The sequence below is a fragment of the Amylibacter sp. IMCC11727 genome, from assembly GCF_029854195.1.
Classification (GTDB): Bacteria; Pseudomonadota; Alphaproteobacteria; order Rhodobacterales; family Rhodobacteraceae; genus Amylibacter.
On record NZ_CP122960.1, the window covers coordinates 2,378,486 to 2,403,505 of the forward strand.

The 25,020-nt window shown below is 54.7% G+C and carries 22 protein-coding genes; 6 read left to right on the forward strand and 16 right to left on the reverse strand.

The genetic code is table 11. The features are described 5' to 3' along the window. Positions 1–17 precede the first annotated feature (17 nt). The 6 genes from QBD29_RS12060 to QBD29_RS12085 all read right to left on the reverse strand — a co-directional run bounded on the left by QBD29_RS12060 (position 18) and on the right by QBD29_RS12085 (position 6,324). On the reverse strand, positions 18–230 hold the full coding sequence (locus QBD29_RS12060; RefSeq protein WP_280098341.1) for a hypothetical protein: 213 nt from the start codon (positions 228–230) through the stop codon (positions 18–20). 19 nt (positions 231–249) lie between these two features. Then, positions 250–1,428, reverse strand: a complete 1,179-nt coding sequence (locus tag QBD29_RS12065; protein ID WP_280098342.1) for a phage portal protein — start codon at positions 1,426–1,428, stop codon at positions 250–252. A 77-nt stretch (positions 1,429–1,505) separates the two neighbouring features. Further along, a complete protein-coding gene (locus QBD29_RS12070) occupies positions 1,506–2,879 on the reverse strand; it encodes a terminase family protein (RefSeq protein WP_280098343.1) in 1,374 nt (457 codons plus the stop codon). A gap of 589 nt (positions 2,880–3,468) precedes the next feature. Then, positions 3,469–4,638 (reverse strand): endolytic transglycosylase MltG, encoded by a 1,170-nt coding sequence (gene mltG / locus QBD29_RS12075; protein ID WP_280098344.1) that lies wholly within the window; start codon positions 4,636–4,638, stop codon positions 3,469–3,471. A 47-nt stretch (positions 4,639–4,685) separates the two neighbouring features. Beyond that, on the reverse strand, positions 4,686–5,945 hold the full coding sequence (gene fabF, locus QBD29_RS12080; RefSeq protein ID WP_280098345.1) for a beta-ketoacyl-ACP synthase II: 1,260 nt from the start codon (positions 5,943–5,945) through the stop codon (positions 4,686–4,688). A gap of 145 nt (positions 5,946–6,090) precedes the next feature. Beyond that, on the reverse strand, positions 6,091–6,324 hold the full coding sequence (locus QBD29_RS12085; RefSeq protein ID WP_280098346.1) for an acyl carrier protein: 234 nt from the start codon (positions 6,322–6,324) through the stop codon (positions 6,091–6,093). Positions 6,325–6,581: 257 nt separating this feature from the next. Between QBD29_RS12085 and QBD29_RS12090 the strand changes: the two genes are divergently transcribed. Both QBD29_RS12090 and QBD29_RS12095 read left to right on the forward strand, forming a co-directional pair. Further along, positions 6,582–8,018: an NAD-dependent succinate-semialdehyde dehydrogenase gene (locus QBD29_RS12090; protein ID WP_280098347.1), complete on the forward strand. Its 1,437-nt coding sequence runs from the start codon at positions 6,582–6,584 to the stop codon at positions 8,016–8,018. 113 nt (positions 8,019–8,131) lie between these two features. Further along, positions 8,132–9,007 carry a phytanoyl-CoA dioxygenase family protein gene (locus tag QBD29_RS12095; protein ID WP_280098348.1) on the forward strand — a complete coding sequence of 292 codons (876 nt, stop codon included), beginning with the start codon at positions 8,132–8,134 and terminating at the stop codon, positions 9,005–9,007. 3 nt (positions 9,008–9,010) lie between these two features. On the opposite strand, the gene QBD29_RS12100 is transcribed toward QBD29_RS12095, so the two are convergent. Continuing rightward, on the reverse strand, positions 9,011–9,646 hold the full coding sequence (locus tag QBD29_RS12100) for a lysoplasmalogenase (protein WP_280100961.1): 636 nt from the start codon (positions 9,644–9,646) through the stop codon (positions 9,011–9,013). 11 nt (positions 9,647–9,657) lie between these two features. Next, complete coding sequence (locus QBD29_RS12105; protein WP_280098349.1) at positions 9,658–11,352, reverse strand: NAD(P)H-dependent oxidoreductase subunit E; 1,695 nt, start codon at positions 11,350–11,352, stop codon at positions 9,658–9,660. A gap of 279 nt (positions 11,353–11,631) precedes the next feature. On the opposite strand from QBD29_RS12105, the gene QBD29_RS12110 reads away from it, so the two are divergent. Continuing rightward, positions 11,632–12,558, forward strand: a complete 927-nt coding sequence (locus QBD29_RS12110; RefSeq protein WP_280098350.1) for an alkane 1-monooxygenase — start codon at positions 11,632–11,634, stop codon at positions 12,556–12,558. A gap of 77 nt (positions 12,559–12,635) precedes the next feature. Next, positions 12,636–13,046: a hypothetical protein gene (locus QBD29_RS12115; RefSeq protein ID WP_280098351.1), complete on the forward strand. Its 411-nt coding sequence runs from the start codon at positions 12,636–12,638 to the stop codon at positions 13,044–13,046. On the opposite strand, the gene xseA is transcribed toward QBD29_RS12115, so the two are convergent. Then, a complete protein-coding gene (gene xseA, locus QBD29_RS12120) occupies positions 13,043–14,488 on the reverse strand; it encodes an exodeoxyribonuclease VII large subunit (protein ID WP_280098352.1) in 1,446 nt (481 codons plus the stop codon). The genes QBD29_RS12115 and xseA overlap by 4 nt on opposite strands. Positions 14,489–14,563: 75 nt before the next feature. On the opposite strand from xseA, the gene purD reads away from it, so the two are divergent. Beyond that, positions 14,564–15,826 (forward strand): phosphoribosylamine--glycine ligase, encoded by a 1,263-nt coding sequence (gene purD / locus QBD29_RS12125; protein WP_280098353.1) that lies wholly within the window; start codon positions 14,564–14,566, stop codon positions 15,824–15,826. Between the two features lie 10 nt (positions 15,827–15,836). Here purD and glmM read toward each other — a convergent pair whose 3' ends face one another. The 5 genes from glmM to QBD29_RS12150 are packed head-to-tail and all read right to left on the reverse strand — an operon-like array spanning position 15,837 to position 20,772. Then, complete coding sequence (glmM, locus tag QBD29_RS12130; RefSeq protein ID WP_280098354.1) at positions 15,837–17,180, reverse strand: phosphoglucosamine mutase; 1,344 nt, start codon at positions 17,178–17,180, stop codon at positions 15,837–15,839. 18 nt (positions 17,181–17,198) lie between these two features. Continuing rightward, positions 17,199–18,203 carry a dihydropteroate synthase gene (gene folP / locus QBD29_RS12135; protein ID WP_280098355.1) on the reverse strand — a complete coding sequence of 335 codons (1,005 nt, stop codon included), beginning with the start codon at positions 18,201–18,203 and terminating at the stop codon, positions 17,199–17,201. Beyond that, positions 18,200–18,646 (reverse strand): GNAT family N-acetyltransferase, encoded by a 447-nt coding sequence (locus QBD29_RS12140; protein ID WP_280098356.1) that lies wholly within the window; start codon positions 18,644–18,646, stop codon positions 18,200–18,202. Before QBD29_RS12140 ends, folP begins: the two co-directional genes overlap by 4 nt. Before the next feature lie 11 nt (positions 18,647–18,657). After that, entirely contained in the window at positions 18,658–19,854 is a 1,197-nt protein-coding gene (locus tag QBD29_RS12145) for a multidrug effflux MFS transporter (protein ID WP_280098357.1), read from the reverse strand. Between the two features lie 24 nt (positions 19,855–19,878). Beyond that, a complete protein-coding gene (locus QBD29_RS12150) occupies positions 19,879–20,772 on the reverse strand; it encodes a dihydroneopterin aldolase (protein WP_280098358.1) in 894 nt (297 codons plus the stop codon). A gap of 98 nt (positions 20,773–20,870) precedes the next feature. On the opposite strand from QBD29_RS12150, the gene QBD29_RS12155 reads away from it, so the two are divergent. Next, on the forward strand, positions 20,871–21,491 hold the full coding sequence (locus tag QBD29_RS12155; protein ID WP_280098359.1) for a CAP domain-containing protein: 621 nt from the start codon (positions 20,871–20,873) through the stop codon (positions 21,489–21,491). On the opposite strand, the gene QBD29_RS12160 is transcribed toward QBD29_RS12155, so the two are convergent. Then, complete coding sequence (locus QBD29_RS12160) at positions 21,488–22,210, reverse strand: cell wall hydrolase (protein ID WP_280098360.1); 723 nt, start codon at positions 22,208–22,210, stop codon at positions 21,488–21,490. The genes QBD29_RS12155 and QBD29_RS12160 overlap by 4 nt on opposite strands. Before the next feature lie 151 nt (positions 22,211–22,361). After that, entirely contained in the window at positions 22,362–24,929 is a 2,568-nt protein-coding gene (locus tag QBD29_RS12165; RefSeq protein WP_280098361.1) for a putative PEP-binding protein, read from the reverse strand. Between the last annotated feature and the right edge of the window lie 91 nt (positions 24,930–25,020).

Genomic DNA, 25,020 nt, shown 5'->3' on the forward strand with positions numbered 1-25,020 from the left:
TCCTTAAATTTCGCCGCTCACACGGCATCTTGCGTCAATTCCAACAACGACATCACGCCGCGCGTCAGAACAAAGGCAACCACTCCATACACCGCCAGCCACAGTCGTTTTTCCAACCGCTCCAGCGCCTTTTCGATGGTGTCCAATCGCCGCTCCAGCCCGATCCACCGCTCATCCGTCACTTGTTTATGTGTCTCAAGCTTGGCCGCCGCTTCAAAGGGCTCATACAAATATTTGGACCCTTCACCCCTACTCATCCATTTCAGTCGGGAGCCCCAACAGCCTCCGTTTTTCTCGGTCACTCAGGAAATCCGCCTGCGCCACCCGTCGCCACTGCGCTTCGCGTTCAATTGCCAATGCTGGAATGCCATCCAAATCCGCAGTTAACGTCAGTTGCTCGTCAAAATGATCAGGCAACCAACCCGTTAACGCCGCCGCCAGTTTTTCCACCAGCGGCAAAACTGTTAGGCGGTAGAACGCGCGGTTTGCCTCGGCGTAATTGGCGTAGGTCGCATCCCCTGGCAGCCCCAACAACATGGGTGGCACACCAAAAGCCAGCGCCACTTCGCGCGCCGCACTTTCCTTGGTTTTCTGGAACTCCATATCAGATGGGCTAAACCCCATCGGTTTCCAATCCAAACCACCTTCCAACAACATGGGCCGCCCCGCATTGCGTGCCCCTTGGTGGTTGGCTTCGATTTCGTCCACCAATCGGTTGTACTGATCCGATTGCAGCGTCCCTTGCCCATCGACCCCCTTGTACACAATCGCACCAGATGGCCGCGCAGCATTATCCAACAACGCCTTAGACCACCGACAGGCTGCGTTATGCACATCCAGCGATGTGGCTGCGGCCTGAATGGGTGACAATCCATAGTGATCGTCTTGCGGGTGGAAAGATCGCACATGACAAATTGGCGCCAAATCCCCTTGCATGTCGAACCGCACCTTGCGCGCGCCCACACTGTATTCATAGGCAATCGGCCAACCATCCGTACCGGGAACCACTTTCATCCGATCCGACCGCAGCACATACAATTCCTCTGGCCCACCAACAGATCGCACTCCGGCTGCTTCCAAATAACCATCCCCGGACAACAGAAACTGCCCAAAAAAGCTCTCCATCAAATCCGCACGGCTTTGCAGGGGATTGGGTTGCGCCAACAACGCCAACATCGGATGCGTATCGTATCGCTTTTCCGCATTTTGCAGCACAAGCGGAACCGCCGCTGCCGCCTCGGCAATCATCTTCACACATCGAAATCCAACAGGGTTGGCCAAAAACCCACTGCGCGTCAGGGACGAAACGTCCCGCGCAGACCAAGCAGGACGCCCTGCACCATGAAAGGCGATCACAGGCCCTGTGGCCGATGCTTTTTCTTCAGGCACATCCTTTTGGGATGCCCCACGCAAAAATTGCAGAACCATCTGGTCTCGCTCCTTAATATTTCGATGTTCGGATTGCAGAGTTCTGGGCCACTTCAGCCCTAAAACCTGCCGTAAAATCAAAGCCGCTTAATCCGCGGCATGGTAAATGATGCGGCAGGATCAATCATCAAATCGGTCAGCGCCCAGACCAGTGCATCAACGCGGTCAGGCGATCCTTTGCCCGCAAAACCCGTTAAGGTCATCTCGGCCATCTGATCTTCAAGCGTTCGCAACCCCTTGGCATGACACACCCGCCCTTGCTCATAAAGCGCCGCAACAGGCTCTGCGCGCACGGTTTTCCCACGGGTCGCATGGACGGCGCGATACGCCAGCATTGGTGCTTGTTGGCGCAATACGGCCTCAACCATGTCGCCCCCTTGGTTCACCTCCGCAACGACACGATCCGCCTGCCACGTTTTCGCAGTATCGGCCACAACCTTGGCCCAAGCCGCTGGGCTCGCCCCGCGCACACTTTCATCGGCCAAAACCCACGCTTTCCAATGTTCGGGCCCACCACCGTGTGTCTGCACGCCCGCTACAATGATCCCACAGGCATCTGCGGTGGATTTTCCCGATGCGGGCGGATCAACCGCTACAATGATGCGATCCATTTCTGGCACATCCGCTTTTTGCAACCCGTCAAGAACATGTGCAGGCCACAAAGCCCCTTCCACATCCTCGATCATCTTGCCGTCCAGCTCTTGTTTTCCCAAACGCGAGCCCCCGTAATCAAGATACACTTTCTTCAGAAAACTCGGGGCCAAATTGGCGCGGTTTGCCTCGGTCGGAGCATGTGTCGCCACCGTATCATCCGCTTCCAAAATCTCTTTTAAAATACCGATATTGCGCGGTGTTGTGGTCACAAGGGCCCGTGGATCTTCCCCCAAACGCAATGCAAACTGCATCATGTCCCACGTATCGCGCGCCTTTTTCCATTTCCCCAATTCATCCGCCCAAACGCAATCGAACTGCGGCCCTCGCAAATGCTCTGGGCTGCTGGCCGACATGGCCCAAGCTTCCGCGCCATTTGGCCAAACCAACGCGCGGCGTGCCGCATGCCACTCTGGCACTCTGTCAGGTGGGCTGTTGGCAATGATCCCACTATCCCCAAACACCATCACTTCGCGCACCTGATCCAGCGTTTCCCCGATCAACGCCACACGCTTATGTTGTCCTGCATCTGCGGGCCCAGCGCCTTCCACCTTAGATCGCACCCACTCTGCACCCGCACGGGTCTTACCAGCCCCCCGCCCCCCAAGGATTACCCAAGTGGACCAATCGCCTGCCGGTTCCAACTGATGGGGCAACGCCCAAAATTCAAACAGATATGGCAACGCCTGTAACGTCTCATCACTCAGGCTTTTCAGAAACGCATCAACCTCCTCTTCGCTCGCGGAACCGAGCAATTCGATCAAGGACTTCACGTCTTGCATTGTCGAGGTCGACGGCATTCCCTTGGGCAATGCCGCGTATTGAGTCGCTGTATTGGTCAACTTGATCCTCAAGGGATGATAATTTCAAAAGGGCCGCACCATATTCACGAACAAGCCGCAAAACATGTGCCGTCGAAACAGGAGAGTCCCGATAAGTTCGCGTCGAAAGCTCTCTCAGAATTGCATTGCGCAGCTTTGACACATCAGTCCGCGCAGCACGAACTAAGGATGGCAGTGCTTTCGCGTCTGCATGATCAGAGTTTTTCATATGTATATGGTTCCAAGCGGAATCTTATCCGCAACAGAGGAAACAAAAACGACCCGCGGTTAGTTTGTCCAAAGCAGCGCGCCAAAACCAAAACGCCCCACACATGCCATGTTGGGATGCAATAGGGTGCAAAGCCGCTCTCGCTGGCGCCATGACCACAAATGTTTAAGATTAAGGCGTGGTGCAAAGGGTCGATACCCAATTACTCCATCATGTCAAAATAGGTACCCGCATCCGTTCGCAATGTCAACGAAATGCGCGTTGCTCACGCAACACCCCACACGCAACAGGTCAATCAAGCGTTTGTTTTAAAACAATTTTTCGCCGAACGCTCTGGCGTCATCCACCACTGTTCTGTTGTTGCTTACGGCGATTTTCTGCTTCGATCTTGCGCCATTTCGCAACATTTGCATTGTGTTCCACCAAGGTTTCCGCAAACGCGTGTCCCCCTGTGCCATCCGCCACAAAGAACAGATTATTCGATGTATTCGGATTCAGCGTTGCACGGATCGCGGGGCGACCTGGATTCCCAATCGGCCCGGGCGGCAAACCATCAATGATATATGTATTGTATGGCGTCTTCTTGGCCAGCTCACTACGTCGCAAACCACGGTTCAAGAACCCTGTGCCGTTGGTCAGACCATATTCAACGGTCGAATCCATCTGCAACTTCATACCCTTGTTCAAACGGTTCACAAACACCGCCGATACTTCTTGGCGCTCTTCGGCCACACCAGTTTCTTTTTCGATGATCGACGCCAAAGTCAACGCCGCTTCAGGTGTATCGAACGGCAAATCAGCCGCACGGTTTTCCCATTCCTCCGCTAAAATCCGTTTTTGCGCGTTAAACATCTGGTCCAGCACTTCGCTCACCAATGTTCCACGCCGCACATCGTATGTATCTGGGGCCAGCATCCCTTCTGGGGGCACGTTTTCCACTGTACCGCCCAAGAAATCGCTCTTGTTCAGCATCTCCACAATCTGCCAAGACGTAACACCTTCTGCAGCGGTCACTCTGTAATTGATCGGCGTTTTTGCTTTAACCAGCGCTGCATAATTCTCAGGCAGCTCTTCACCAGCCCCAAACACAGCCAGCCGCTCATACCCATCATCTTTGCGCTCATCCAAAACCAAACGCGCGGATTTGATCCCGATCTGATAGGTGGCACGGTACTGATACACACTCGCGGTACTTTTGGTGACGATATTCAAAATATCCGCCATCGACGCGCCTGCAGGAATTTCATAATTCCCAAACTTCAGCTTCTCCGCCTGCCCATTGTAATTGGCCGCAACGCGCATGATCAAACCATGTTTAATCGCGCCCTCGCTTTCCAATTCGCGGGACAAACGAGACATCGACCCACCACGCGGAACCTCAACAAAGATAGAATTTTCCAAAGGTCCCGGATTGCTAAACTCGGCCTTCGCCCAATAAAACAAACCACCCGCCGCGATCAAAAGAACGATCAACAGATTGACAAAATTCGCCGCAATATGCCGTGCCATTTACGCGCTTTCCGCTATTTTTAACTGCTCAAGGGTGTGGGTATGCGTCAGGACGCACGCCCCATCACCAACGAAGCGTTCGTACCACCAAAGCCAAATGAATTCGACAAGGCGACGTTAATTTCCCGCTCGCGGGCGGAATTCGGCGCAAGGTCCAGATCCGTTTCAACAGCAGGGTTGTCCAAATTGATCGTTGGCGGTGCAATTTGATCCCGCAGGGCCAAAATACAGAAAATCGCCTCAACAGAACCCGCAGCGCCCAGCAAATGCCCAATGGACGACTTTGTTGATGACATCGTCGCCGATTTCACCTTATCCCCCAGCATCCGCTCTACTGCGCCCAGCTCGATTGTATCGGCCATTGTGGATGTGCCATGCGCGTTGATGTAATCCACCGCACCTGGTTCCAACCCCGCATTGCGCAGCGCCGCTTGCATCGCGCGGAACCCGCCATCGCCATCTTCTGATGGCGCGGTGATGTGATACGCATCGCCCGACATGCCATAGCCAAGCACTTCGGCGTAAATCTTTGCACCGCGCGCCTTGGCGTGTTCGTACTCTTCCAAAACAACGATGCCAGCACCTTCACCCATAACGAACCCATCGCGGTCTTCGTCGTAAGGGCGGCTCGCCGCCTTTGGATCATCACTGCGTTTTGTGCTCAATGCTTTACATGCGTTAAACCCGGCCATGCCGATTTCACAAATCGCACCTTCCGCGCCACCTGCAACCATCACATCCGCATCGCCCAAACCGATAATACGGCTTGCATCACCAATGGCATGCGCACCCGTGGAACAAGCGGTAACAACCGAATGGTTTGGCCCTTTAAATCCGTATTTGATGGAGACCTGACCAGACACCAGATTAATCAGAGCTCCAGGGATAAAGAACGGAGAAACCCGACGTGGCCCCTTTTCCTTCAGCGTAATCGCGGTTTTCGCAATGCTGTCCAATCCGCCAATACCAGACCCGATCAATACACCCGTGCGGTGAAAATCATCATCCGTTTCAGGCTTCCAGCCACTGTCTTCAACCGCCTGTGTCGCCGCTGCAATGCCGTACAGAATGAAATCATCCACTTTGCGTTGTTCTTTGGGCTCCATCCAATCATCAGGATTAAACGTGCCATCCGTTCCGTCGCCGCGTGGGATCTCGCAGGCATAGTTTGTGGCCAAATGGTCCGCGTCAAACCGTGTAATCGGTCCAGCCGCACTTTCGCCCGCCAACAAACGCTTCCACGTTTCTTCAACCCCGCAAGCAAGCGGTGAAACCATTCCTAAACCTGTGACAACAACCCGACGCATGACAGCCCCCGTATTCCTTGTAATTTGCTTATCGCCTACCTACAGGCTGCGCTCACGCGGGGCAAGAGTGCGAACACCATGTCCCAACGCAAAACGCGGCCCCTTTTCAGGAACCGCGTTTCAGAATTTCAAACCCGTTAAGGTCTTAGGAAGCTTCAGTGATGAACTTCACCGCGTCGCCAAAGGACTGGATAGTCTCTGCAGCGTCGTCTGGGATTTCAATGCCGAACTCTTCTTCGAACGCCATAACCAGCTCAACTGTGTCCAGGCTGTCTGCGCCCAGATCGTCGATGAAGGATGCACCTTCTACAACTTTTTCTTCGTCAACACTCAGGTGCTCAACAACGATTTTCTTTACACGATCTGCTACGTCGCTCATGTTTCAAGTCCTCATAATTCGCGAAAGCTAGGCTTTGCGCTTTGGCCCAAAGGGCACTTCAAAAGAAGGGGTTTGGATTACATCCGACAGCCCCATCGGTTAACTCTGCCGCGCTATACCATAAGTTATCCCTAACGCAAATGTTTTCCATCGCATTGTTTGACGCATGCGAATTCAAGCCAGCATTAGAATTTTATCCATTGCTGCACACACTTAAACATGGCTAAAGCACCCAACTCCAATCAAAAAGGTGCGATATGGCTTACGAAAATCTTCAACTTTTCATCGACGGCAAATGGACAGACGGAACTTCGGGAATCACCGAAGACGTGATTAACCCCGCAACAGAAGAGGTTTTGGGCCAACTTCCCCACGCTTCACAGGCTGATCTCGACGCAGCCCTCGCCGCTGCGGACAAAGGGTTCAAGGTTTGGCGCGCAACCTCCCCGTTGGCTCGTCAGGCCATTTTGAACAAAGCCGCCGATTTGATGGAAGAGCGTAAAGCCGACATTGCAAAGAACATCGCGCTCGATATGGGCAAACCTGTTGGCGAAGCATCACTTGAAATGGATTTCGTCATCGGCTGTCTGCGCTGGGACGCAGAACAAGGCAAACGCGCCTATGGTCGCCTGATCCCTGCACGTATGCCTGGTCAGCGCCAAATGATGGTAAAAGAACCAGTAGGCCCTGTCGCCGCATTCGTGGCATGGAACTTCCCTGCATCCAACGTAATGCGCAAACTCGGCAATGGTCTTGCAGCTGGGTGTTCCATTATCATGAAGGCCTCCGAAGAAACACCATCCGCCGCAATCGCGATGGCCCGCTGTTTCCAAGACGCAGGTCTTCCAGATGGGGTCCTGAACCTCGTATGGGGTAAACCCGCCGAAGTATCTTCCTATCTGCTCGATAGCCCAATCATCAAAAAGCTGTCCTTTACGGGCTCCACACCGGTTGGCATGCTCTTGCAGGCCCAAGCCGCCAAACGCATGATCCGTTGCACAATGGAACTTGGCGGCCACGCCCCAGTGATGATCTTCAAAGATGCCGATATCGAAGCCGCAGCAAAACTCTGCGCGGCGACAAAATTCCGCAACGCGGGTCAGGTTTGCATCTCCCCAACACGTTTTTACGTCGAAGACGCGGCCTATGACGAATTCGCCGAACGTATGGCGGGCCACGCCAAAGACGTTGTTGTTGGCCAAGGCATACAAGACGGCACACAAATGGGCCCCCTGATCGGTGCTCGCCGTTTGGACGTGATGCAAGACCTCGTGGATGACGCAATCTCTCACGGTGCAGAACTGCTCGCGGGTGGGTCACGCCTCGGCAACGAAGGGTTCTTTTACAAACCAACGGTTCTGAAGGGCGTCCCAGAAGAAGCCAAAATCATGAACGACGAGCCCTTTGGTCCTGTCGCACCAGTTTCTTCTTTCTCCGACAAAGAAGACCTGATCGAACGCGCCAACAAACTGGAATTGGGTCTCGCCTCTTACGCCTTCACCAAAGACGGCGCCTTGGCCCAAGAACTCGGCGATCGTGTGAACGCGGGCATGTTCGGCGTAAACCACTTCGGCATCTCCACACCAGAAACACCTTTTGGCGGCGTAAACCACTCTGGTTATGGCACAGAAGGCGGCGAAGAAGGCTTACAGGCCTACCAACGCACCAAATTCATCTCAGAAATCGGCGTATAAGCCCGATATCCCCACCGCGATCAGTCGCGGTGGGGAAACTCCTGTCGCATTTGCGTTAGAATCACGCGCCACCCCGCGCTTACCTGTGATCATGCAACGCTAGGGAGACTTCTATGCTGGACGGTTTGAACCTCGAAAACGGCCACCTAACCCAATCGCAAAAAGATGCCTATTGGGATGACGGTTATCTGTTCCCGATCAAAGTCGCAGACACAGCCCAAGCCGCCCAATGGCGCAGAGACCTTCAAACCATCGAAGCGAACTGGCTCGATAACGGTCTCCCCCTCCCTCTTAACACCTACAAACGCGTCAATGCCCAAGTGGTTATGCCTCTCGCCTGTGAAATCGGCCTGCACGACCCGATCCTAGACGCCGTCGAAGGCATCCTTGGCCCAAATGTCATGCTCTATTCTGTGGAATTTCTCACCAAAGAAGCCCACACAAAACACGTTGTCACAATGCACCAAGACCTCGCCTATTGGGGCATGGGTGACATGGACAACATCCTCACAGCATGGCTCGCACTCTCTCCCGCCACCACGGCTTCAGGCTGCATGGATTTCGTCAAAGGCAGTCACAAAAACGAAATCCTGAAACACGAGGACAGTTTTGATGAACTAAACCTTCTCTCCCGCGGCCAAGAAATCGCCGTCGATGTGGCCGAGGAAGACAAAGTCGCCGTCGAACTCCCGCCCGGTTTCATGAGCCTGCATCACGGCCTGACAATCCACGGCTCCGGCCCCAATGTATCGGATGACCGCCGCATCGGCGTCGCCATCCGATACATCTCGTCAAAAATGCGCAAAGCAGGCGGCGTCAAAGACTATGCTATCCCTGCACGTGGCTCTTATGGCAAAGACAGCTTTCAAACATACGACCAACCCAAAGCCCTATTTGATGCCGACAGCATGAAACTCTACGATGAAATCCGCACCGAACAGGCCAAAGTCATGATGGCAGGCGCAGACAAAAGCAGCGCGATTTACTAGGCCCTAAGCCAATCCCAGTACCAAAAGAACTTGGGCAGACCAATAGGTCGCCCAAACCCAAAACGGCGCCAACCGCGCCGCCCAAGTACCTGTTTTCAAAACAAACATCTCTAGCCCCAGCACCAAATCTGACGCCACAAACAACAACGCCCCAATGGTAACGAGCGGCATCTGCAGAGCAAACCCCAGCCCCGCAATCCCCATCCCAACAATCATTGGCACATAACCCATAACCGCAAATCGCAACGGCCCTGCGCCGCGAAACAACATGGGGGCCACCACTATCGCAACCCCCAGCAAAACCACATTCACCAGCACAAACGGCATCTGCCCGATCACCGCAGGCTCCACCAAAGGATGCCTCAAAAACAACGCGATATAGGCCACATGCCCCAGCGCAAATGCCCCAACACCTGCTAAAAACGGTGTGTCGCCGTCCAATGACAAAAAGAAATCACCCGCCAAACACAGGCACAGCGCCAGCAACAAAAGTCCCGCGCCACCCTGCATCGCCACAAACACCACCAGCGGCGCAATCGCCGCCACCTTGGTGACTGTCTTCCAAACAGACGGCCCACGAAAACAGAACCCGCAAAAATAAACGGCCGCCGCACACAGTGCAACGGCCGTCAAAATCATGGTCACGACGATTAAATTTCGTCAGGGAAATGTTTGATCACCATACGGATCGGGTTCGGCGCAGCTTGCCCCAGACCACAGATCGACGCATCAACCATGGCCACAGACAGCTCTTCCAGCAGCCCCTGATCCCACTTGTCCTCAGACATCAGCTTAACCGCTTTTTCACAGCCAACCCGACACGGCGTACACTGACCACAGCTTTCGTCTTCAAAGAACCGCAGCATGTTCAGCGCAGCGCCACGCGCACTGTCATGATCGCTCATCACAACGATTGCTGCGGACCCGATAAACGTGCCGTATTCCTGCAACGTGTCAAAATCCATCGGAATATCTGCCATTGTGGACGGCAAAATCCCTGCAGATGGCCCACCTGGCTGATACGCTTTGAACGTATGCCCATCGAGCATTCCACCACAGTAATCGTCGATCAACTCCTGCATAGTTGTGCCCGCTGGCGCAATCTTCACACCAGGGTTCTTCACGCGACCTGACACAGAATAGCTCCGCATCCCTTTGCGCCCATGCACACCGTGATCGCCAAAAATTCCGGGTCCAGACCGTGCAACCTTGGCAATCCAGTACAACGTTTCCACGTTATGTACCAACGTTGGCCGATTAAAGATCCCAACCGAGGCCACGAACGGCGGTCGGTGCCGTGGCATACCCCGTTTGCCTTCAATCGATTCAATCATCGCGCTTTCTTCACCGCAGATATACGCACCCGCACCACGGCGCAGATCAATGTATCCAGGCTCAACAATACCGGCGGCTTCCAACTTGGCGATTTCTTCGGCCAAAATATGCAGCACCGCAGGATACTCGTCGCGCATGTAGATGTAACAGGTATCCGCTTCCACAGCCCAAGCCGCGATCAACATCCCCTCAAGGAAAACATGTGGTTCGCGCTCTAGGAAGTAACGGTCTTTAAACGTACCAGGTTCACCCTCGTCCCCGTTCACCGCCAAATACCGTGGGCCTTCGTTCATGCGGACAAAAGACCACTTCTTGCCAGATGGGAAGCCCGCGCCGCCCATTCCGCGCAGACCGCTCTCCAAAACCTCATCTTGCAGTTCGTCAGGCGTCTTCGCTCCACTGCGCAGTGATTCGAGCGTTTTGTATCCACCGTTTGCAGAATATGCTTCAAATTGTTCGTAATCAGGGATGTGTGGATGCGTATCATCCGCCTTAATCGCGGCTTCGACCTTCTCCACTGTCGCATGATCAACATGATTGTGTCCCAGCTCCAGCGTTGGTGCTGTATCACACCGGCCCATACACGGCGCGCGCAGAACTCGCACTTCTGTGCCGCTTGAATACTTCGCCGCCAAATCGCGCAGCAAATCCTCAGACCCTGCCAACTCACACGCCAGCGAGTCACAAACCCGAATGGTCAGGTTTGGTGGCGCTGTTTCACCTTCTTTAACAACGTCGAAATGCGCATAAAACGTAGCAACTTCATATACTTCCGCTTGTGCTAGCTTCATTTCATCTGCCAATGCCGCCAAATGGGCCGCAGACAAATGACCATATTCGTCTTGAATCAAGTGCAGGTGTTCAATCAACAAATCCTTGCGGCGGGGGCGATCCCCCAACAGGGCCTGAATGTCGCCCAGCGCATCGTCCTGCACTTGCCGCCCTTTTGGCGTGTGCCGCCCTTTGCCTTTACCAGATTTCCAAACGCCTTTACGCTCGTCGAGTGCCATATCGCTCACCTTGTCAGAATTTGAGCCTTTTATACGCACACGATGGCATACAAGCGATACCAAAAAGCGACAGAATTAAGGGGAATAACGCTTGGCTACCCCTAAACCTTGTTTCTTAACCTTTGATGCGTAACAAGACGTATCACACCGCGCTCAGAAATAGCCATGCTCAAATATGTAAGCACCTTTTCCGTTGTCACTTTGTTGCCAGCTGGATTGCTGCTCTACGCATCTACCCAAGGTGGATTTTAGCCCATCGCACCTCTCCTTATCCTTGGAATGGTAAATCATCTTGTCGATGCCCTCTTTGATGATGTCGCCGATGCTGCGATTGAACGCATCGTCCAAACGACGCTGCCCGTCGCGTTGGCCTGTCTGCACTTTGTTTTGGTGGCGAACTGTGTCTGGGCCTTGGTCTATCAACCGTTTGGCATAGCAACCAAATTAGCCCTCTTCTTCGCCTACACGCTCTATTTTGCGCATGTCTCAAACGCGGTAGGACACGAACTCATTCACCGCACCAAAAAGCTACCGTTCAATTTGGGGAAATGGCTCTTCATTTCCATTCTCTTTGGCCACCACACATCGTCGCACCGCCTGATCCACCACCCCTACGTGGCCACCCGATACGATCCAAACACCGCGCGATACGGCGAAAACTTCTATCGCTTTTTTTGGCGCGCGTGGCGGGGGTCGTTTCTTGCTGGCTTGGGTGCAGAAAATCAACGTTTGGGCTATCCGCCAAACAGCCGCGCCGTGGACGTGAAAAATCCCTATTTCACCTATATCATCGGGGCGTTTGCTTTCATGGCGCTCGCCTCCGTATTTGCAGGCTGGTCGGGGCTGCTGATCTATCTCACGCTGGCTTTTTCAGCCCAAGCAGGATTGCTCCTCACAGACTACACCCAACACTACGGCCTCACACGACCCGAAGCCGCAGATGGGACCTTCCCACCGATCGCCCCCCATCACAGCTGGAACGCTCCCCACTGGTTTACACGTAAACTTACGCTGAACGCGCCGCTCCATTCGGATCACCACGCCAAACCCGCGCGTCCCTTCACCGAACTGCAAACCCACCCGCAGGAAACAGCACCCCAACTCCCTTACAGTCCGGGTATCATGTCAATGATCGCGCTCCATCCGCCGCGCTGGCGTAAAATCATGCACCCCCGCGTTGCAGAATGGGCCATGCGCCACCGTTAAGAACACTGTGCATTCCCGCGATTGCATCTGTCCGTGCCAAACGGCATAGTTTGTGAAACTGATTACGGACCAATGTGATGCGCAAGACCCTCCTCGCCCTTTTCTGCCTCCTCCCTGTTACAAGCTACGCCCAAGACAGCGACGAGCGCATCCTCTCCATGTCCGAATTTCAGCGCCTCTCCGAAGGCAAAACAATGTATTTTTCCCAAGATGGGTTTTTCTTTGGCGCTGAACAATTTTACACCCGCCGTAGATCACTTTGGCAAAACAGCGCGCGCGAATGCCTAGACGGGGAATGGTACCCATCAGCGGATTACATCTGCTTTAACTACGGCCTCGAGTCCGACCCGTCCTGTTGGCACTTTTTCGAAAAAAACGGCAATTATTACGCCCGCGCCGAAGGCAGCACATCGTCTGACTTTGACATCTTCATGTACAATCTCGACACGAAACCGCTCGATTGCAAAGGCCCTGATGTAGGCGCTTAAAACAGGCTCCCTTGCCCTTCATCCGTCTTTTTCGGTTTGGCAGGCTTGGCCTTTGCGGGTTTCGTACGTTCTGGGGCCATCGCTCCGGCACCTACCGCAACACGCGCGTCCTTGAACTGGATCTCCAAACCATCCGCCTTGCCCGCAGCAACAGCATCGGAAACCAAAACACCGTCTTGATCGCGCACAACCGCATACCCACGATCCAGCGTTGCCTGATACCCCAAGGTTTCGCGCAACCGCTCCAACCCGTTCAGCTTATTGCGCCACGCGTTTCCTTGCGTTTCCGCCGCCCGTGCAAATCGCTTGCCCAATCCCTCTATTCGCTCACCTTTATTTTCAACGGCCCGCTGCAAAACCTGTGGCCGCAGCCCAGCACCTTGTTGAACCACTTGCGCACGCCGCCGTTCAACGCCAGCCTGCAACGCCCGTGGCAAACGATTGCTCAGCATATCCAGCCGCTGCGCTTGCATCGCTACTATCTCGGTCGGATTGGGCAAGGCGCGCGATAAATCCCGCAATCTTTGCTGCCGCCGCGCCAATCCATCACTTAATGCGCGAACCCGCCGCTCTTCCATGGACGCTAACCCCGCCATGAGTTCGCTGCGCACAGGAACCGCCAGTTCCGCCGCCGCCGTGGGCGTGGGCGCGCGTTGATCCGATACAAAATCAATCAACGTCGTATCCGTTTCATGCCCCACCGCCGAAATCAGCGGAATATCAGACGCCGCTGCCGCGCGGGCCACAACTTCTTCGTTAAACCCCCACAAATCCTCGATGGAGCCGCCACCCCGTGCCACAATTATCAGATCAGGACGCGGCATCGCCCCACCAGGTGTCATGGCATTGAAACCCGCAATCGCCGCTGAAACCTCTGGCGCACAGCGATCCCCTTGGACCGCCACAGGCCACACCAGAACTTTGCGCGGAAACCGATCCCGCAAACGGTGCAAAATATCGCGAATAACCGCACCAGATGGCGATGTCACAACCCCGATCACCTCTGGCAAATACGGGATCGGCTTTTTGTGGCTAGGATCGAACAACCCCTCTGCCGCCAGTGCCTTCTTGCGTTTTTCCAGCATGGCCATCAACGCGCCAACACCCGCCACGCGCAATTCCATCACGTTCATCTGATACTTGGATTGCTTGGGGAAACTGGTCAGCTTGCCAACCGCAACGACCTCCATCCCTTCTTCAGGTTGAACAGACAGCTTGCCTGCTTGCCCTTTCCACGTCACCGCATTCAGAACCGCGCCTTCATCCTTCAAATCATAATAAATATGCCCCGAGGCATAGCGATTGACCCGCCCTATCTCTCCACGCACCCGCACATAAGAAAACTGCCCCTCAATCGTGCGCTTCACCGCACCAGAAATCTCAGACACACTAAATTCAGGCGCATTTTGCCCCGGTTCTGGGTCATCAATCAGATCAGACATGGGCACACTCTCTTGCGGTTCACTCGCGCCAACCATAAAAGAACCCCAACACTAGGTACAGAGCGGAGCGCAGGTATGAACATCCTAATTTTGGGCAGCGGTGGGCGCGAACACGCTTTGGCTTGGGCGGTCAAACAAAATCCCAAATGCGACACGCTTATTTGCGCACCAGGCAACGCAGGCATGGCCCAAATCGCCACTTGTATGCCGCTTGACATTAACAACGGCCCCACCGTCGTATCTTTCTGTGCAGAGCATAACATCGACTTTTGCATCATCGGTCCCGAAGCCCCGCTCGCCGCAGGCGTTGCCGATGACCTGCGCGCCGCAGGCATCCTTACCTTTGGCCCCTCCGCGCAAGCAGCCCGCTTAGAAGCATCCAAAGCCTTCACCAAAGAAATCTGCGACGCCTCAGGCGCTCCAACTGCAGCCTACGCCCATTTCACAGATTCCAAAGCCGCAAAAGCCTACATCACCGAACAGGGCGCACCAATTGTCGTCAAAGCAGATGGTCTTGCCGCAGGCAAAGGCGTCATCGTCGCCATGACAGTGAATGAGGCGCTAGCAGCCGTTGACGATATGTTCGACGGCTCTTTCGGCGATGCAGGCGCAGAAGTGGTAATCGAAGAATTCATGGACGGCGAAGAAGCCTCTTTCTTTATTCTTTCCGATGGCACATCCATCCTGCCCATCGGCACCGCCCAAGATCACAAACGCGCTTTTGATGGGGACGAAGGCCCAAACACAGGCGGCATGGGCGCATATTCTCCCGCGCCTGTCCTCACCCCTGAAATCCAGCAAATCGCGCTCGATCAAATCGTCCAACCCACAATCGACGAAATGGCCAAACGCGGCACTCCGTATGAGGGCGTCCTTTACGCAGGTTTCATGATCAAGGATGGGCACCCCCGCCTTGTGGAATACAACGCCCGCTTTGGCGATCCAGAATGTCAGGTTCTCATGATGCGCCTTGGCGCGCAGGCGCTTGATGCCCTGCTGGCCTGTGCGCAGCACCGCCTCGCAGATGCAAAAATCAATTGGGCCGACGATCACGCCCTCACAGTTGTCCTTGCTGCCAAAGGCTACCCTGGCAGCTATCAGAAAAACACCGAAATCAAAGGCTTAGATGCCATTTCGCAAAACTCAAAGGCACAGGTTTTCCACGCAGGCACGTCCAGTGATGGCGATAAAACCCTTGCCACAGGTGGTCGCGTTTTGAACGTCACAGCACGCGGCGACACCTTGGCCGAGGCTCAGAATGCCGCTTACGCCCTTATCGACCAAATCAATTGGCCCGAAAGGTTCCACCGCAAAGACATTGGCTGGCGCGCCCTTTAAGTCGCACCTCTTACCCTGCCGCTGCGCGAACTGCGCCGGCAACATCGGTGATGACGCTTTGCAACAACCCCGCATCTTCACACTCGCCCATCACCCGCACCAACGGCTCTGTACCAGACTTTCGGATCAACAACCGCCCATTGGATGCCAGCGCCGCTTCCCCATCCGCAATCGCTTGCTTCACGCTGTCACTGTCCATCGGGTCCGCCCCTGCCCCATAGCGCACATTTTCCAAAATCTGCGGATAGGGTTCAAACACCCGCACCATTTCTGACGCACGCTTGCCCGATTGCACGAGGGCGCTTAAAAATTGCAATCCCGCGATCAAACCATCGCCAGTGGTCACATAATCGCGCATAACAATATGCCCCGATTGCTCCCCGCCAAGGTTAAAGCCACCCTCTTTCATCGCTTGCACCACATAGCGGTCGCCAACACCTGTGCGCAGCATGTTCAACCCCTGCGCCTGCATGTGTTTTTCCAGCCCCATGTTCGACATAACAGTCGCCACCAGCGTGTTCTGCGCCAACCGTCCCTCGGATGCCCATTTTTGCGCGATCAATCCCATGATCTGATCCCCGTCGGCCACTTGGCCTTTTTCGTCGATCAGCATCAATCGGTCCGCGTCCCCGTCTAAACAGATGCCACAGTCTGCCCCATGGGCCACTACTGCCTCAGCAGCGGTTCCGGGATAGGTCGAACCACACCCATCATTGATGTTAAACCCGTTTGGCGTAACACCAACCGTGATCACCTCTGCGCCCAATTCCCATAACACAATCGGCGCGGCCTTATACGCGGCGCCATTTGCGCAATCCACGACCACCTTCAAACCATTCAGCAGTTTTTGGTTCGGAAACGCAGTCTTGGCAAACTCGATATACCGCCCCAGCGCATCATCAATCCGCTTTGCACTCCCGATGTTCTCAGGCCGCGCCAGATCAATTTCACCCATAACCAGCTCTTCGATTTCCGCTTCTGCGGTATCAGACAGCTTGTACCCATCAGGCCCAAAAAACTTGATCCCATTGTCATGGTGCGGATTGTGACTGGCGGAAATCATCACGCCCACATCCGCACGCATGGATCGTGTCAGCATACCCACCGCAGGGGTCGGCACCGGACCGAGCAGAAACACATTCATCCCCGTCGACGTAAACCCACCCGTCATCGCATATTCAAACATATAGCTTGATCGCCGCGTGTCTTTGCCGATCACCACGCGGTGTTCTTTTTGGTCGCGCCGAAAATACCGCCCTGCCGCCGCGGCCAGCTTCAACGCCATATCAGCCGTCATGGGATAGCTGTTCGCCTGCCCCCGCACACCATCCGTGCCAAACAATTTCCGTTTCATCTGCTCTCCCATCCCGCGCTACAGCGTGGCTTGCCACAGGTTAATCGCCTGCTTAGTCTGTTTGATGTCGTGTACCCGTAGTATCTGCACGCCCTGACGCACCGCTTCAAGCCCCAGCGCGATACTGCCCGCCGCCCGATCGGCAGCTTCTGGCGCATTTCCGATCACGCCAATGAAACGTTTGCGCGAAACGCCCAGCAAAATCACACAGCCAAGCCCATGAAACAGCGACATTCCTCGGATCAATTGCATATTGTGTTCAATGGTTTTGCCAAACCCGATGCCCACATCCACAACGATCTGGCCGCGCGGAATACCCGCGCGTTCAGCATAGGCAACCCGCGCCGCCAAATGATCATACACATCCAGCACCACATCATCGTATTGCGGATCATCCTGCATTGTCTTTGGATCACCCTGCGCGTGCATCAAACAGGCCGACGCGCCGTGTTTGGCTGCTACCCCTGCACTGGCTTCGTCATAGGTAAACGCGGTCACATCGTTAAACATATCCGCCCCCACAGACAGCGCCGCATCGGCCACATCTGCCTTGCGCGTATCAATGGAAATCGGCAAATCAAACCCACCGGCTCGCAACGCCTCGATCACAGGAACCGTGCGTGCAATTTCCTCATCTGATGGAACAAACGCTGCGCCAGGCCGCGTACTTTCCCCACCAATATCGAAAATATCAGCACCGTTTTCGGCCATTTCAAACCCGCGTTTTACAGCTCCGTCAAAACTGTTGTGCAAACCACCATCCGAAAAACTGTCAGGCGTGGCGTTCAAAATCCCCATAATGCGCGGCGCATCCATCGACAGTCCGCACACCAATCGGCGGCGGCTCACGAAATGGCGCAACTCGGCTTCTGGCACCGCTGCCGCTGGAACCACTTCTGGCTTCGTATCACGGGACAGGCGTTCCACATGGGTGAACCAACTCCACCCCCCAGCTAAAACCAACGCACCCGCTGGACGGTTTCGATCCGTTTGCACAATCGGTCGGTAATAAAACGCGCTCATGGCTCCAGCACCTTTCGATAATAAATCACTTTTTCCGTCTGCTCGAATCCCAATCGTTCGTGCATCAGCTGCGACGAATAATTGGTCAATTCCACATCTGAGCCAAATTCTTTGAATCCCGCACGTTTGGCCCGTTCCACCAGAAACTCGATCAGCGCCTTTGCAATGCCTTGCCCACGATAGGCATCTTCGACCCAAACCCCTTCCAAAAACGGCACGGGCTGAGAATTGCACCCATTGGCGTAATCGCGCAGCGCATATTCCGCAAACCCGAGCGCCATACCATCAGCTTCGGCTACAAACGCGGATCGTTTCGAGGATGCGCCAATGCGCCCAATCTCGGCTCTTAACGCATCATCAGAATGATCGGGCCACAGTTTTCGATACATCCCAAGCCACAGATCCCCATCCGATCCGCGCATTTCCCGAATAGTGACGTCCAAATCCAAACCCGTTACTCGCCTTTGTCCCACCGCACAGCCATTTGCGCACAGACCCCTGCCAAAGCAGCAAACACAAACAAAATCAACCCATAGCGCGGTTCAACTGATCCTTGAAAGACCCCAACAATGCCAACCGCAATCATCCCAAACGCAAACCGAGCCGCCATGGCAAAGGCCGATGCCGTGCCTTTACGCGCTTCAAACTGATCCATCACACCCGTCAGCGCATTGTTCCCAACCACATGCAACAAAGGCATCATCAGCAAGCCAGGACCATAAATCGCCCAGCGTCCAAACACCCCAAACGCCCCGCAAAAAAGCACCACGCCGCAGGCCATCACTAACATGCCCTGCCACAGCAGCGTTTCGCGATACCCAATCCGCCCCACAACAAAGATATTGATGAAGTTTGATACACCCGCCAGCAAGGCCCCCGCTGCAAATATCCAAGCATAGCTTTGCACTGACAGGCCAAAGGTTTCGACATACAGAAACGGCGTTGCCGCCACATAAATAAAGAAAACCCCGTTCATAAACGACAATGCAAGCAAGTACATCATCGCCACGCGGTTTTTTAAAATGCTGAAATACCCCTTCAACACCTGCCCAAGTGCCATAGGATTTCGCCGCTCCATCGGCAATGTTTCAGGCAATCGCAACGTGCTCACCGCACCTGCTACAACACCGCCAGCGGCCAGTCCCCAAAAGATGTACCGCCACCCCCAAGTGGTCGAAACCCATCCCCCCAAAACAGGGGCCACCATTGGCGCAATGACCATCACAACCATAATGATTGATTGCTTTTGTGACAGCTCATCGCCCGAATACAGGTCCGCCATCAACGCCCGCCCAGCCAACAATGATGCACTTCCCATCAAGGCTTGGAAAAATCGAAACACCACCAAGGTTTCCGCGTCACTAACCATCGCGCAGGCCACGGAAAACACCGCAAACCCTGCCAATCCAGCAATCAAAACAGGACGCCGCCCAACGGCATCGCTCAACGGCCCTGCAAACAAGGGGCCAAGGGCCGTACCGAACAGAAACGCCCCGATGGAATACTGCACAACTGCTTCACTTGCGGCCAAATCGCGGGCAATCACCCCAAGAGCGGGCAGATAGGCATCAATGGCAAAAGGGGCCAGCATCACAATCGCAGCCAACAATGCCAACAAGCTCTTTTCCGATGTGACAGGATCAAATTTCACCGCACGCCCCTATTTTCATTCAGGCTACAGCGCCGATGGATCAAGCGCCACATCTAAACGGTCATCTTTGATGTCACCACAAGCAAGCACACGCGCTGCGTTAAACTCGGCCCCGAACCATACGGCCAGTCCAACTGCATCATCTCCTGCTGGTTGCTCCACAGCATCCATTGCAATGCGCGACGGCGCCCAAACGGACATCTGTCCGTTCTTCAACGCCCAGTCCAACTCGGTGCGTGTGCCAACCACCACGCATCGCGCGTCACGCGCCGCCAAAACCCACGCCGCCTGTTCAATGGCCAGCAACTGCAATCGTTGGTCAGGCTCGGCTTTCCCCGTCAGATCAACCGCCGCATTTGGCTCGACGCACAACACAACAGGCGCATCCATTGCGGTGATCTGATCAAGCCATGCGCCCAACGCGTCCCCGCGCACGATTGCATCTGGCAAAAACACCACCACTGGTCGTACTTGCACGCCAGCATCGACAGATCCCGCATCTTCACGAACCCGCACAATTTCCACGCCCAGCGATCCAGGTCCACGTTCGGTCTTTTCAATCCGCACAAAAACCCGCTCTGCCAATTTATGCTGCAAAATCCGCGTCGCAACCCGCTCTGCCAAGGTTTCCAGCAGGTTCAACCGCTCCGCTGCCAACTCAGCTTCAATCGCCTCGGTAATGGTGTCATAGGACAGAACCGCATCCACATCATCGGTCTGCGCACCGTCATGGCGCGCCACTTCCAACACCACATTAAACCGCAGGCCCTGCGTCACGCCACGCTCTGCTTGAAATGCACCAATTTCTACAGATTTCGAATAATCTCGCACCGCAATACGGTCGAGCGGTTGACCAATCGCGCTCGCGATGGATCGCGCTTCTAACGTATCAAACGCCAATGCTGTTTCATCGGTCATGGCCATCTCCTCACCATCATCTTTCGCCCCTATTGCCCTATTCGTCGCAAAACAACAAACGAATAGAACGCCATCTCACCTTGCGCTACAGTCAGGGAATGAAACAAAGCCTTCTTATCGCCGCCCTTCTCGCCTTTGCACAACCCGCATTGGCGTGTTCGCCCGCAACCTTTGCACCTAAATTCAACAAAACGATCCCTGCGAAGCCCGATCAAAAACTGTTCACCGAGGCCGTCCTGATCGCCACGAATTTTGAAAGATGCAAAGTTGGCAAGCGCGGCTTGAAAACCCATGCCTCACTTCGCAAGGCCGCGCTCATTCACTCGCGCAACATGGCAAAAACACGCAAATTCAGCCACACCTCAAAGGCTGGCAACGCGCGCACCGTCAAAGACCGTGCAAAACTGGCAAACCTGAAATGGCGTTGGCTTGGGGAAAACATCGCACTGCAAAACCGCTACCAATTTGGCAATCGCGTCCCGTTTCGCATCATTGACGCGGCAGCATGTAAATTTTCCAATCCGAAAACAGGCGCGACAATCCCGCCCCACACTTACGCCAGTTTGGCGCAAAGCGTGACAGCCTCCTGGATGAATTCAAAGGGCCACCGCGAAAACATTCAATCCCGCTACGCAGGACGCATGGCAACCGCAGTGGTCTTGGATGCAAGCGCACCCAATTGCGGAAAATACTACATCACGCAGGTGTTTTCGAACTAGCTCGGCTTGTAAAACAAATGCACGCCCACTTTCGCAGTGCGCAGGAATTTACGTGACCAACTCGGGCGTACAGCCGTTGTGTGATAAAACAACGCCCCGCCAGTAATCTTTGGCAAACGACCATCCAGTTTCAGGCGGGCCATCTTTGCCACCCGCGCATAGGCTTTGGGTTCGTGGTAAACTTCAGCTTTGCCATCACATTTATACGAAAATTGGCATCCAGGTCGGCCACCAACCCCTTGGCTGATCACACCACAAACAGAATTCGGGAAACGGCTGGAGTTTTTGCGATTTAAAATCACCTCAGCCACCGCTGAAATCCCCTTAAAGCTTTCGCCGCGCGCCTCAAAGTACAAGGCTTCCGTCAAACACGCCCATTCAGCACCACCAGATGCCTTTGGTACGCTGTTCAGTTCTTTAAAGCTGGATACAACGGCACCGGACGTGGCGCTTGCTTTTGCGACCTTCACCTTTGGCTTCGCGCTTTTAGGCTTGGACCAGCTGGCAATACGAACAATCGAACGCCCACCAACACCTGCAATCTTCTTGGCGCGATTCGTCCCCAGCGCCATCAGCAAACGGCGCTCTTGGGACAGGATTTTGTTTACAGGCTCGAAGTCGGCATTTTCAGCGGACACAGCAACAGGTGCGCAAAACGCAACAACAACAGCACAAAACACCGTAGATTTCACGGATTTCAAACTCGGCAGCAGAATCATCACTCTATCTTAACGACGCACATTCAACGGCAGATATCGAACGCGCTCGTCCCCTTTCAGCGAATAGTTAGAACGCCATATAGACCAAATAATTTGAAAAGCCCAGATTTTATGGCAATTGCCCTTTGGTCAAGCAGTCGCAGGGATCAAATTACACAGATTTTGCATCCAAAATTGCGGTCTGCGCCGCGGCCAATCGGGCCACTGGAGCGCGGTACGGCGAACAAGAAACGTAATCCAGCCCGATCTTATGACAAAACGCAACGGACGCGGGATCGCCCCCATGTTCGCCACATAACCCCAGCTCAATATCGCAGCGCGCCTCTTTGGCCCGCGTTGCGGCCAGCATCACCAACTCACCCACTGCATCCAAATCAATCGAATGGAACGGATCTTCGGAATACACACCAGTATTGACATAATCGCGCATGAACCGCCCCGCATCATCGCGCGACAATCCATAAGTCATCTGGGTCAAATCGTTGGTCCCAAAGCTTAGGAATTCGGAAAACTGCGCAATATGCCCAGCCTTCAGCGCCGCACGCGGCGTTTCCACCATCACACCCACTGAATATTCCAATCGCTGCCCCGTTGCGATCTGCACCTCTGATGCCACGGCATCCACACGGGATTTGACGATTTCCACCTCTTTATTGGCCGACACCAGCGGAATCATAATCTCTGGTTTGATCGGCGTGCCATGGGCCTCTTGCACATGCGCAGCCGCTTCAAATATCGCCCGTGCCTGCATCTCATAAATACCAGGAACGGTCAGCCCCAACCGCACACCGCGCATTCCCAACATCGGGTTATATTCGCTCAAATCCTCGGTCCGTCCCATCACCTTGGCCAAGGGCAAATCCATCGCTTCGGCCAAACTGCGGATTTCCTTGGATGATTGGGGCAAAAACTCGTGCAACGGCGGGTCGAGCAGGCGAATACACACGGGCAACCCTGCCATCAGCCCAAACAATTCCACAAAATCGGCCCGCTGCATCGGCATCAACCGATCCAGCGCGGCTTGCCGATCCTGATCTTGATCCGCGAATATCATCTCGCGCATTGCGGTTAATCGACCAGGTTCAAAAAACATATGCTCCGTGCGGCACAACCCAATACCATCAACCCGAAACGTTTTGGCCAGCCGCGCATCATTTGGCGTGTCCGCATTGGCCCGCACACCCAAACGGCGAAACTCGTCTGTCCAATCCAGCAGCGTGTTAAACGCTCCACCCAGATCAGGCTCCACCAAATCCGTCGCGCCCTCGATCACTTCGCCACTGGCCCCATCCAGCGTGATAATGTCACCCTCTTCGAACTGGCGTCCATCTGGCAGCTCAAATCGCTTGCGCCGCAGATCAATATCCACATCCGCCGCCCCCACGATACACGGCAAGCCCAACCCCCGAGCAATCACCGCCGCATGGCTCGTGATCCCGCCCCGCGTGGTCAAAATCCCCTGCGCCGAATGCATCCCACGAATATCCTCAGGCGAGGTTTCAGTGCGCACCAAAATACAGTTTTCCCCCTGCGCAGCACTTGCCTGCGCGGCCTCAGCGGTGAAAACAATCTTGCCCGAATTGGCCCCAGGGCTGGCGGCAATCCCATGGGTCAACACGCCGTATTCCGCCTTTGGATCAATCTGGCGGTGCAACATTTCCGTCAACGATCCGGGTGTTACAGACAACAAGGCCTCAGCCTTGCTGCGCAATCCATCCGCCACCAACGTCACGGCGATTTCCACCTCTGCGCGGCCAGATCGTTCTGCAGGGCTAGCATCCAGCACCCAAACCGCGCCGTCTTGCACCGCAAACTGCAACATCATTTCGTCTTTTAAAACCGAACGCGCGGTCCGCGCTAAGGATTGCAACTGCCCAAACACTTTTGGCGCCGCCTCTTCCAACGACAGCCCCCGATCATCGCGGCTCAAATACAATTCCCCACCGCGACCCGTCACCGCGTCATGCCCGTGGGTTTCGCTTTTGTATCGTCCGTGTGATCCCGCTTGCCCCGTAATCAGCGAAGTAAACTGCGCCGATCCCACGCCGCATTCGCCATCACCCGTACCCCAAGCCATATCCTGAATAATCAGCCCCAGCCCCGCATCTGCGGGCGCGCCACGCGCTTGACGCAAAATCCGCGCTGTTGTGCCTTCCCACATCCGCGCAACCGCACGCAAAACCTGCTGCAACTGTTCCATTGGGTCTTGCGGGAACGGTTCATCCAACTCGTCTTCGTAAAACGCCAACAACGCTGTGGCCAGCCGACCATAATCCCGTCCACGGTTGATGAACTCTTCTTCTACCAATTCTTCCAGATCATCTTCGTCGAGCCGCGCCACCTTTAACGCATAGGACCGAATGAACCGACAATACAAATCATTGGCCCGATCCAGCCCCAAATCCCGCGCCAAAACATCACGCGTTTGATCGTTCATGCCAATGTTCAAAATGGCCCGTGGCCCGCCCCAATTGCGCTGCTCGGGGGATCGACGCACCGAATACAAAACACCAGGTTTCAGCACATCGTTAAACATACTCAAATCAGGCAGTTCACCCAGCGCCAACTTATGAACAGCGGCCTTGGATACGGCAAATCCACGGGGCACAGGCATGTCTGCTTGCAACAACTTGGCCAACACCTCGGCGCGCACGCCATATTCGGCGGCTGGCAAATCTGCCGTTGCCGTGATTTCTGCGATATCCGCGAAATCGGTCATGCCAATCTGTCCCCGTTGTCTGTTACGGAAAAGACTAGGCCGCAAATGCTGCAAGCGCAACATTTAGATTTCTGCAATGCAGCGAAAACCA

Bases quoted from the DNA above. Each gene is read 5' to 3' on its own strand.
- QBD29_RS12065 (WP_280098342.1), bottom strand. From the start codon at position 1,428: ATGGTTCTGCAATTTTTGCGTGGGGCATCCCAAAAGGATGTGCCTGAA.
- QBD29_RS12070 (WP_280098343.1), bottom strand. From the start codon at position 2,879: ATGCCGTCGACCTCGACAATGCAAGACGTGAAGTCCTTGATCGAATTG.
- mltG (WP_280098344.1), bottom strand. From the start codon at position 4,638: ATGGCACGGCATATTGCGGCGAATTTTGTCAATCTGTTGATCGTTCTT.
- fabF (WP_280098345.1), bottom strand. From the start codon at position 5,945: ATGCGTCGGGTTGTTGTCACAGGTTTAGGAATGGTTTCACCGCTTGCT.
- QBD29_RS12085 (WP_280098346.1), bottom strand. From the start codon at position 6,324: ATGAGCGACGTAGCAGATCGTGTAAAGAAAATCGTTGTTGAGCACCTG.
- QBD29_RS12090 (WP_280098347.1), top strand. From the start codon at position 6,582: ATGGCTTACGAAAATCTTCAACTTTTCATCGACGGCAAATGGACAGAC.
- QBD29_RS12095 (WP_280098348.1), top strand. From the start codon at position 8,132: ATGCTGGACGGTTTGAACCTCGAAAACGGCCACCTAACCCAATCGCAA.
- QBD29_RS12100 (WP_280100961.1), bottom strand. From the start codon at position 9,646: ATGATTTTGACGGCCGTTGCACTGTGTGCGGCGGCCGTTTATTTTTGC.
- QBD29_RS12105 (WP_280098349.1), bottom strand. From the start codon at position 11,352: ATGGCACTCGACGAGCGTAAAGGCGTTTGGAAATCTGGTAAAGGCAAA.
- QBD29_RS12110 (WP_280098350.1), top strand. From the start codon at position 11,632: ATGGTAAATCATCTTGTCGATGCCCTCTTTGATGATGTCGCCGATGCT.
- QBD29_RS12115 (WP_280098351.1), top strand. From the start codon at position 12,636: ATGCGCAAGACCCTCCTCGCCCTTTTCTGCCTCCTCCCTGTTACAAGC.
- xseA (WP_280098352.1), bottom strand. From the start codon at position 14,488: ATGTCTGATCTGATTGATGACCCAGAACCGGGGCAAAATGCGCCTGAA.
- purD (WP_280098353.1), top strand. From the start codon at position 14,564: ATGAACATCCTAATTTTGGGCAGCGGTGGGCGCGAACACGCTTTGGCT.
- glmM (WP_280098354.1), bottom strand. From the start codon at position 17,180: ATGAAACGGAAATTGTTTGGCACGGATGGTGTGCGGGGGCAGGCGAAC.
- folP (WP_280098355.1), bottom strand. From the start codon at position 18,203: ATGAGCGCGTTTTATTACCGACCGATTGTGCAAACGGATCGAAACCGT.
- QBD29_RS12150 (WP_280098358.1), bottom strand. From the start codon at position 20,772: ATGACCGATGAAACAGCATTGGCGTTTGATACGTTAGAAGCGCGATCC.
- QBD29_RS12155 (WP_280098359.1), top strand. From the start codon at position 20,871: ATGAAACAAAGCCTTCTTATCGCCGCCCTTCTCGCCTTTGCACAACCC.
- QBD29_RS12160 (WP_280098360.1), bottom strand. From the start codon at position 22,210: ATGATTCTGCTGCCGAGTTTGAAATCCGTGAAATCTACGGTGTTTTGT.
- QBD29_RS12165 (WP_280098361.1), bottom strand. From the start codon at position 24,929: ATGACCGATTTCGCGGATATCGCAGAAATCACGGCAACGGCAGATTTG.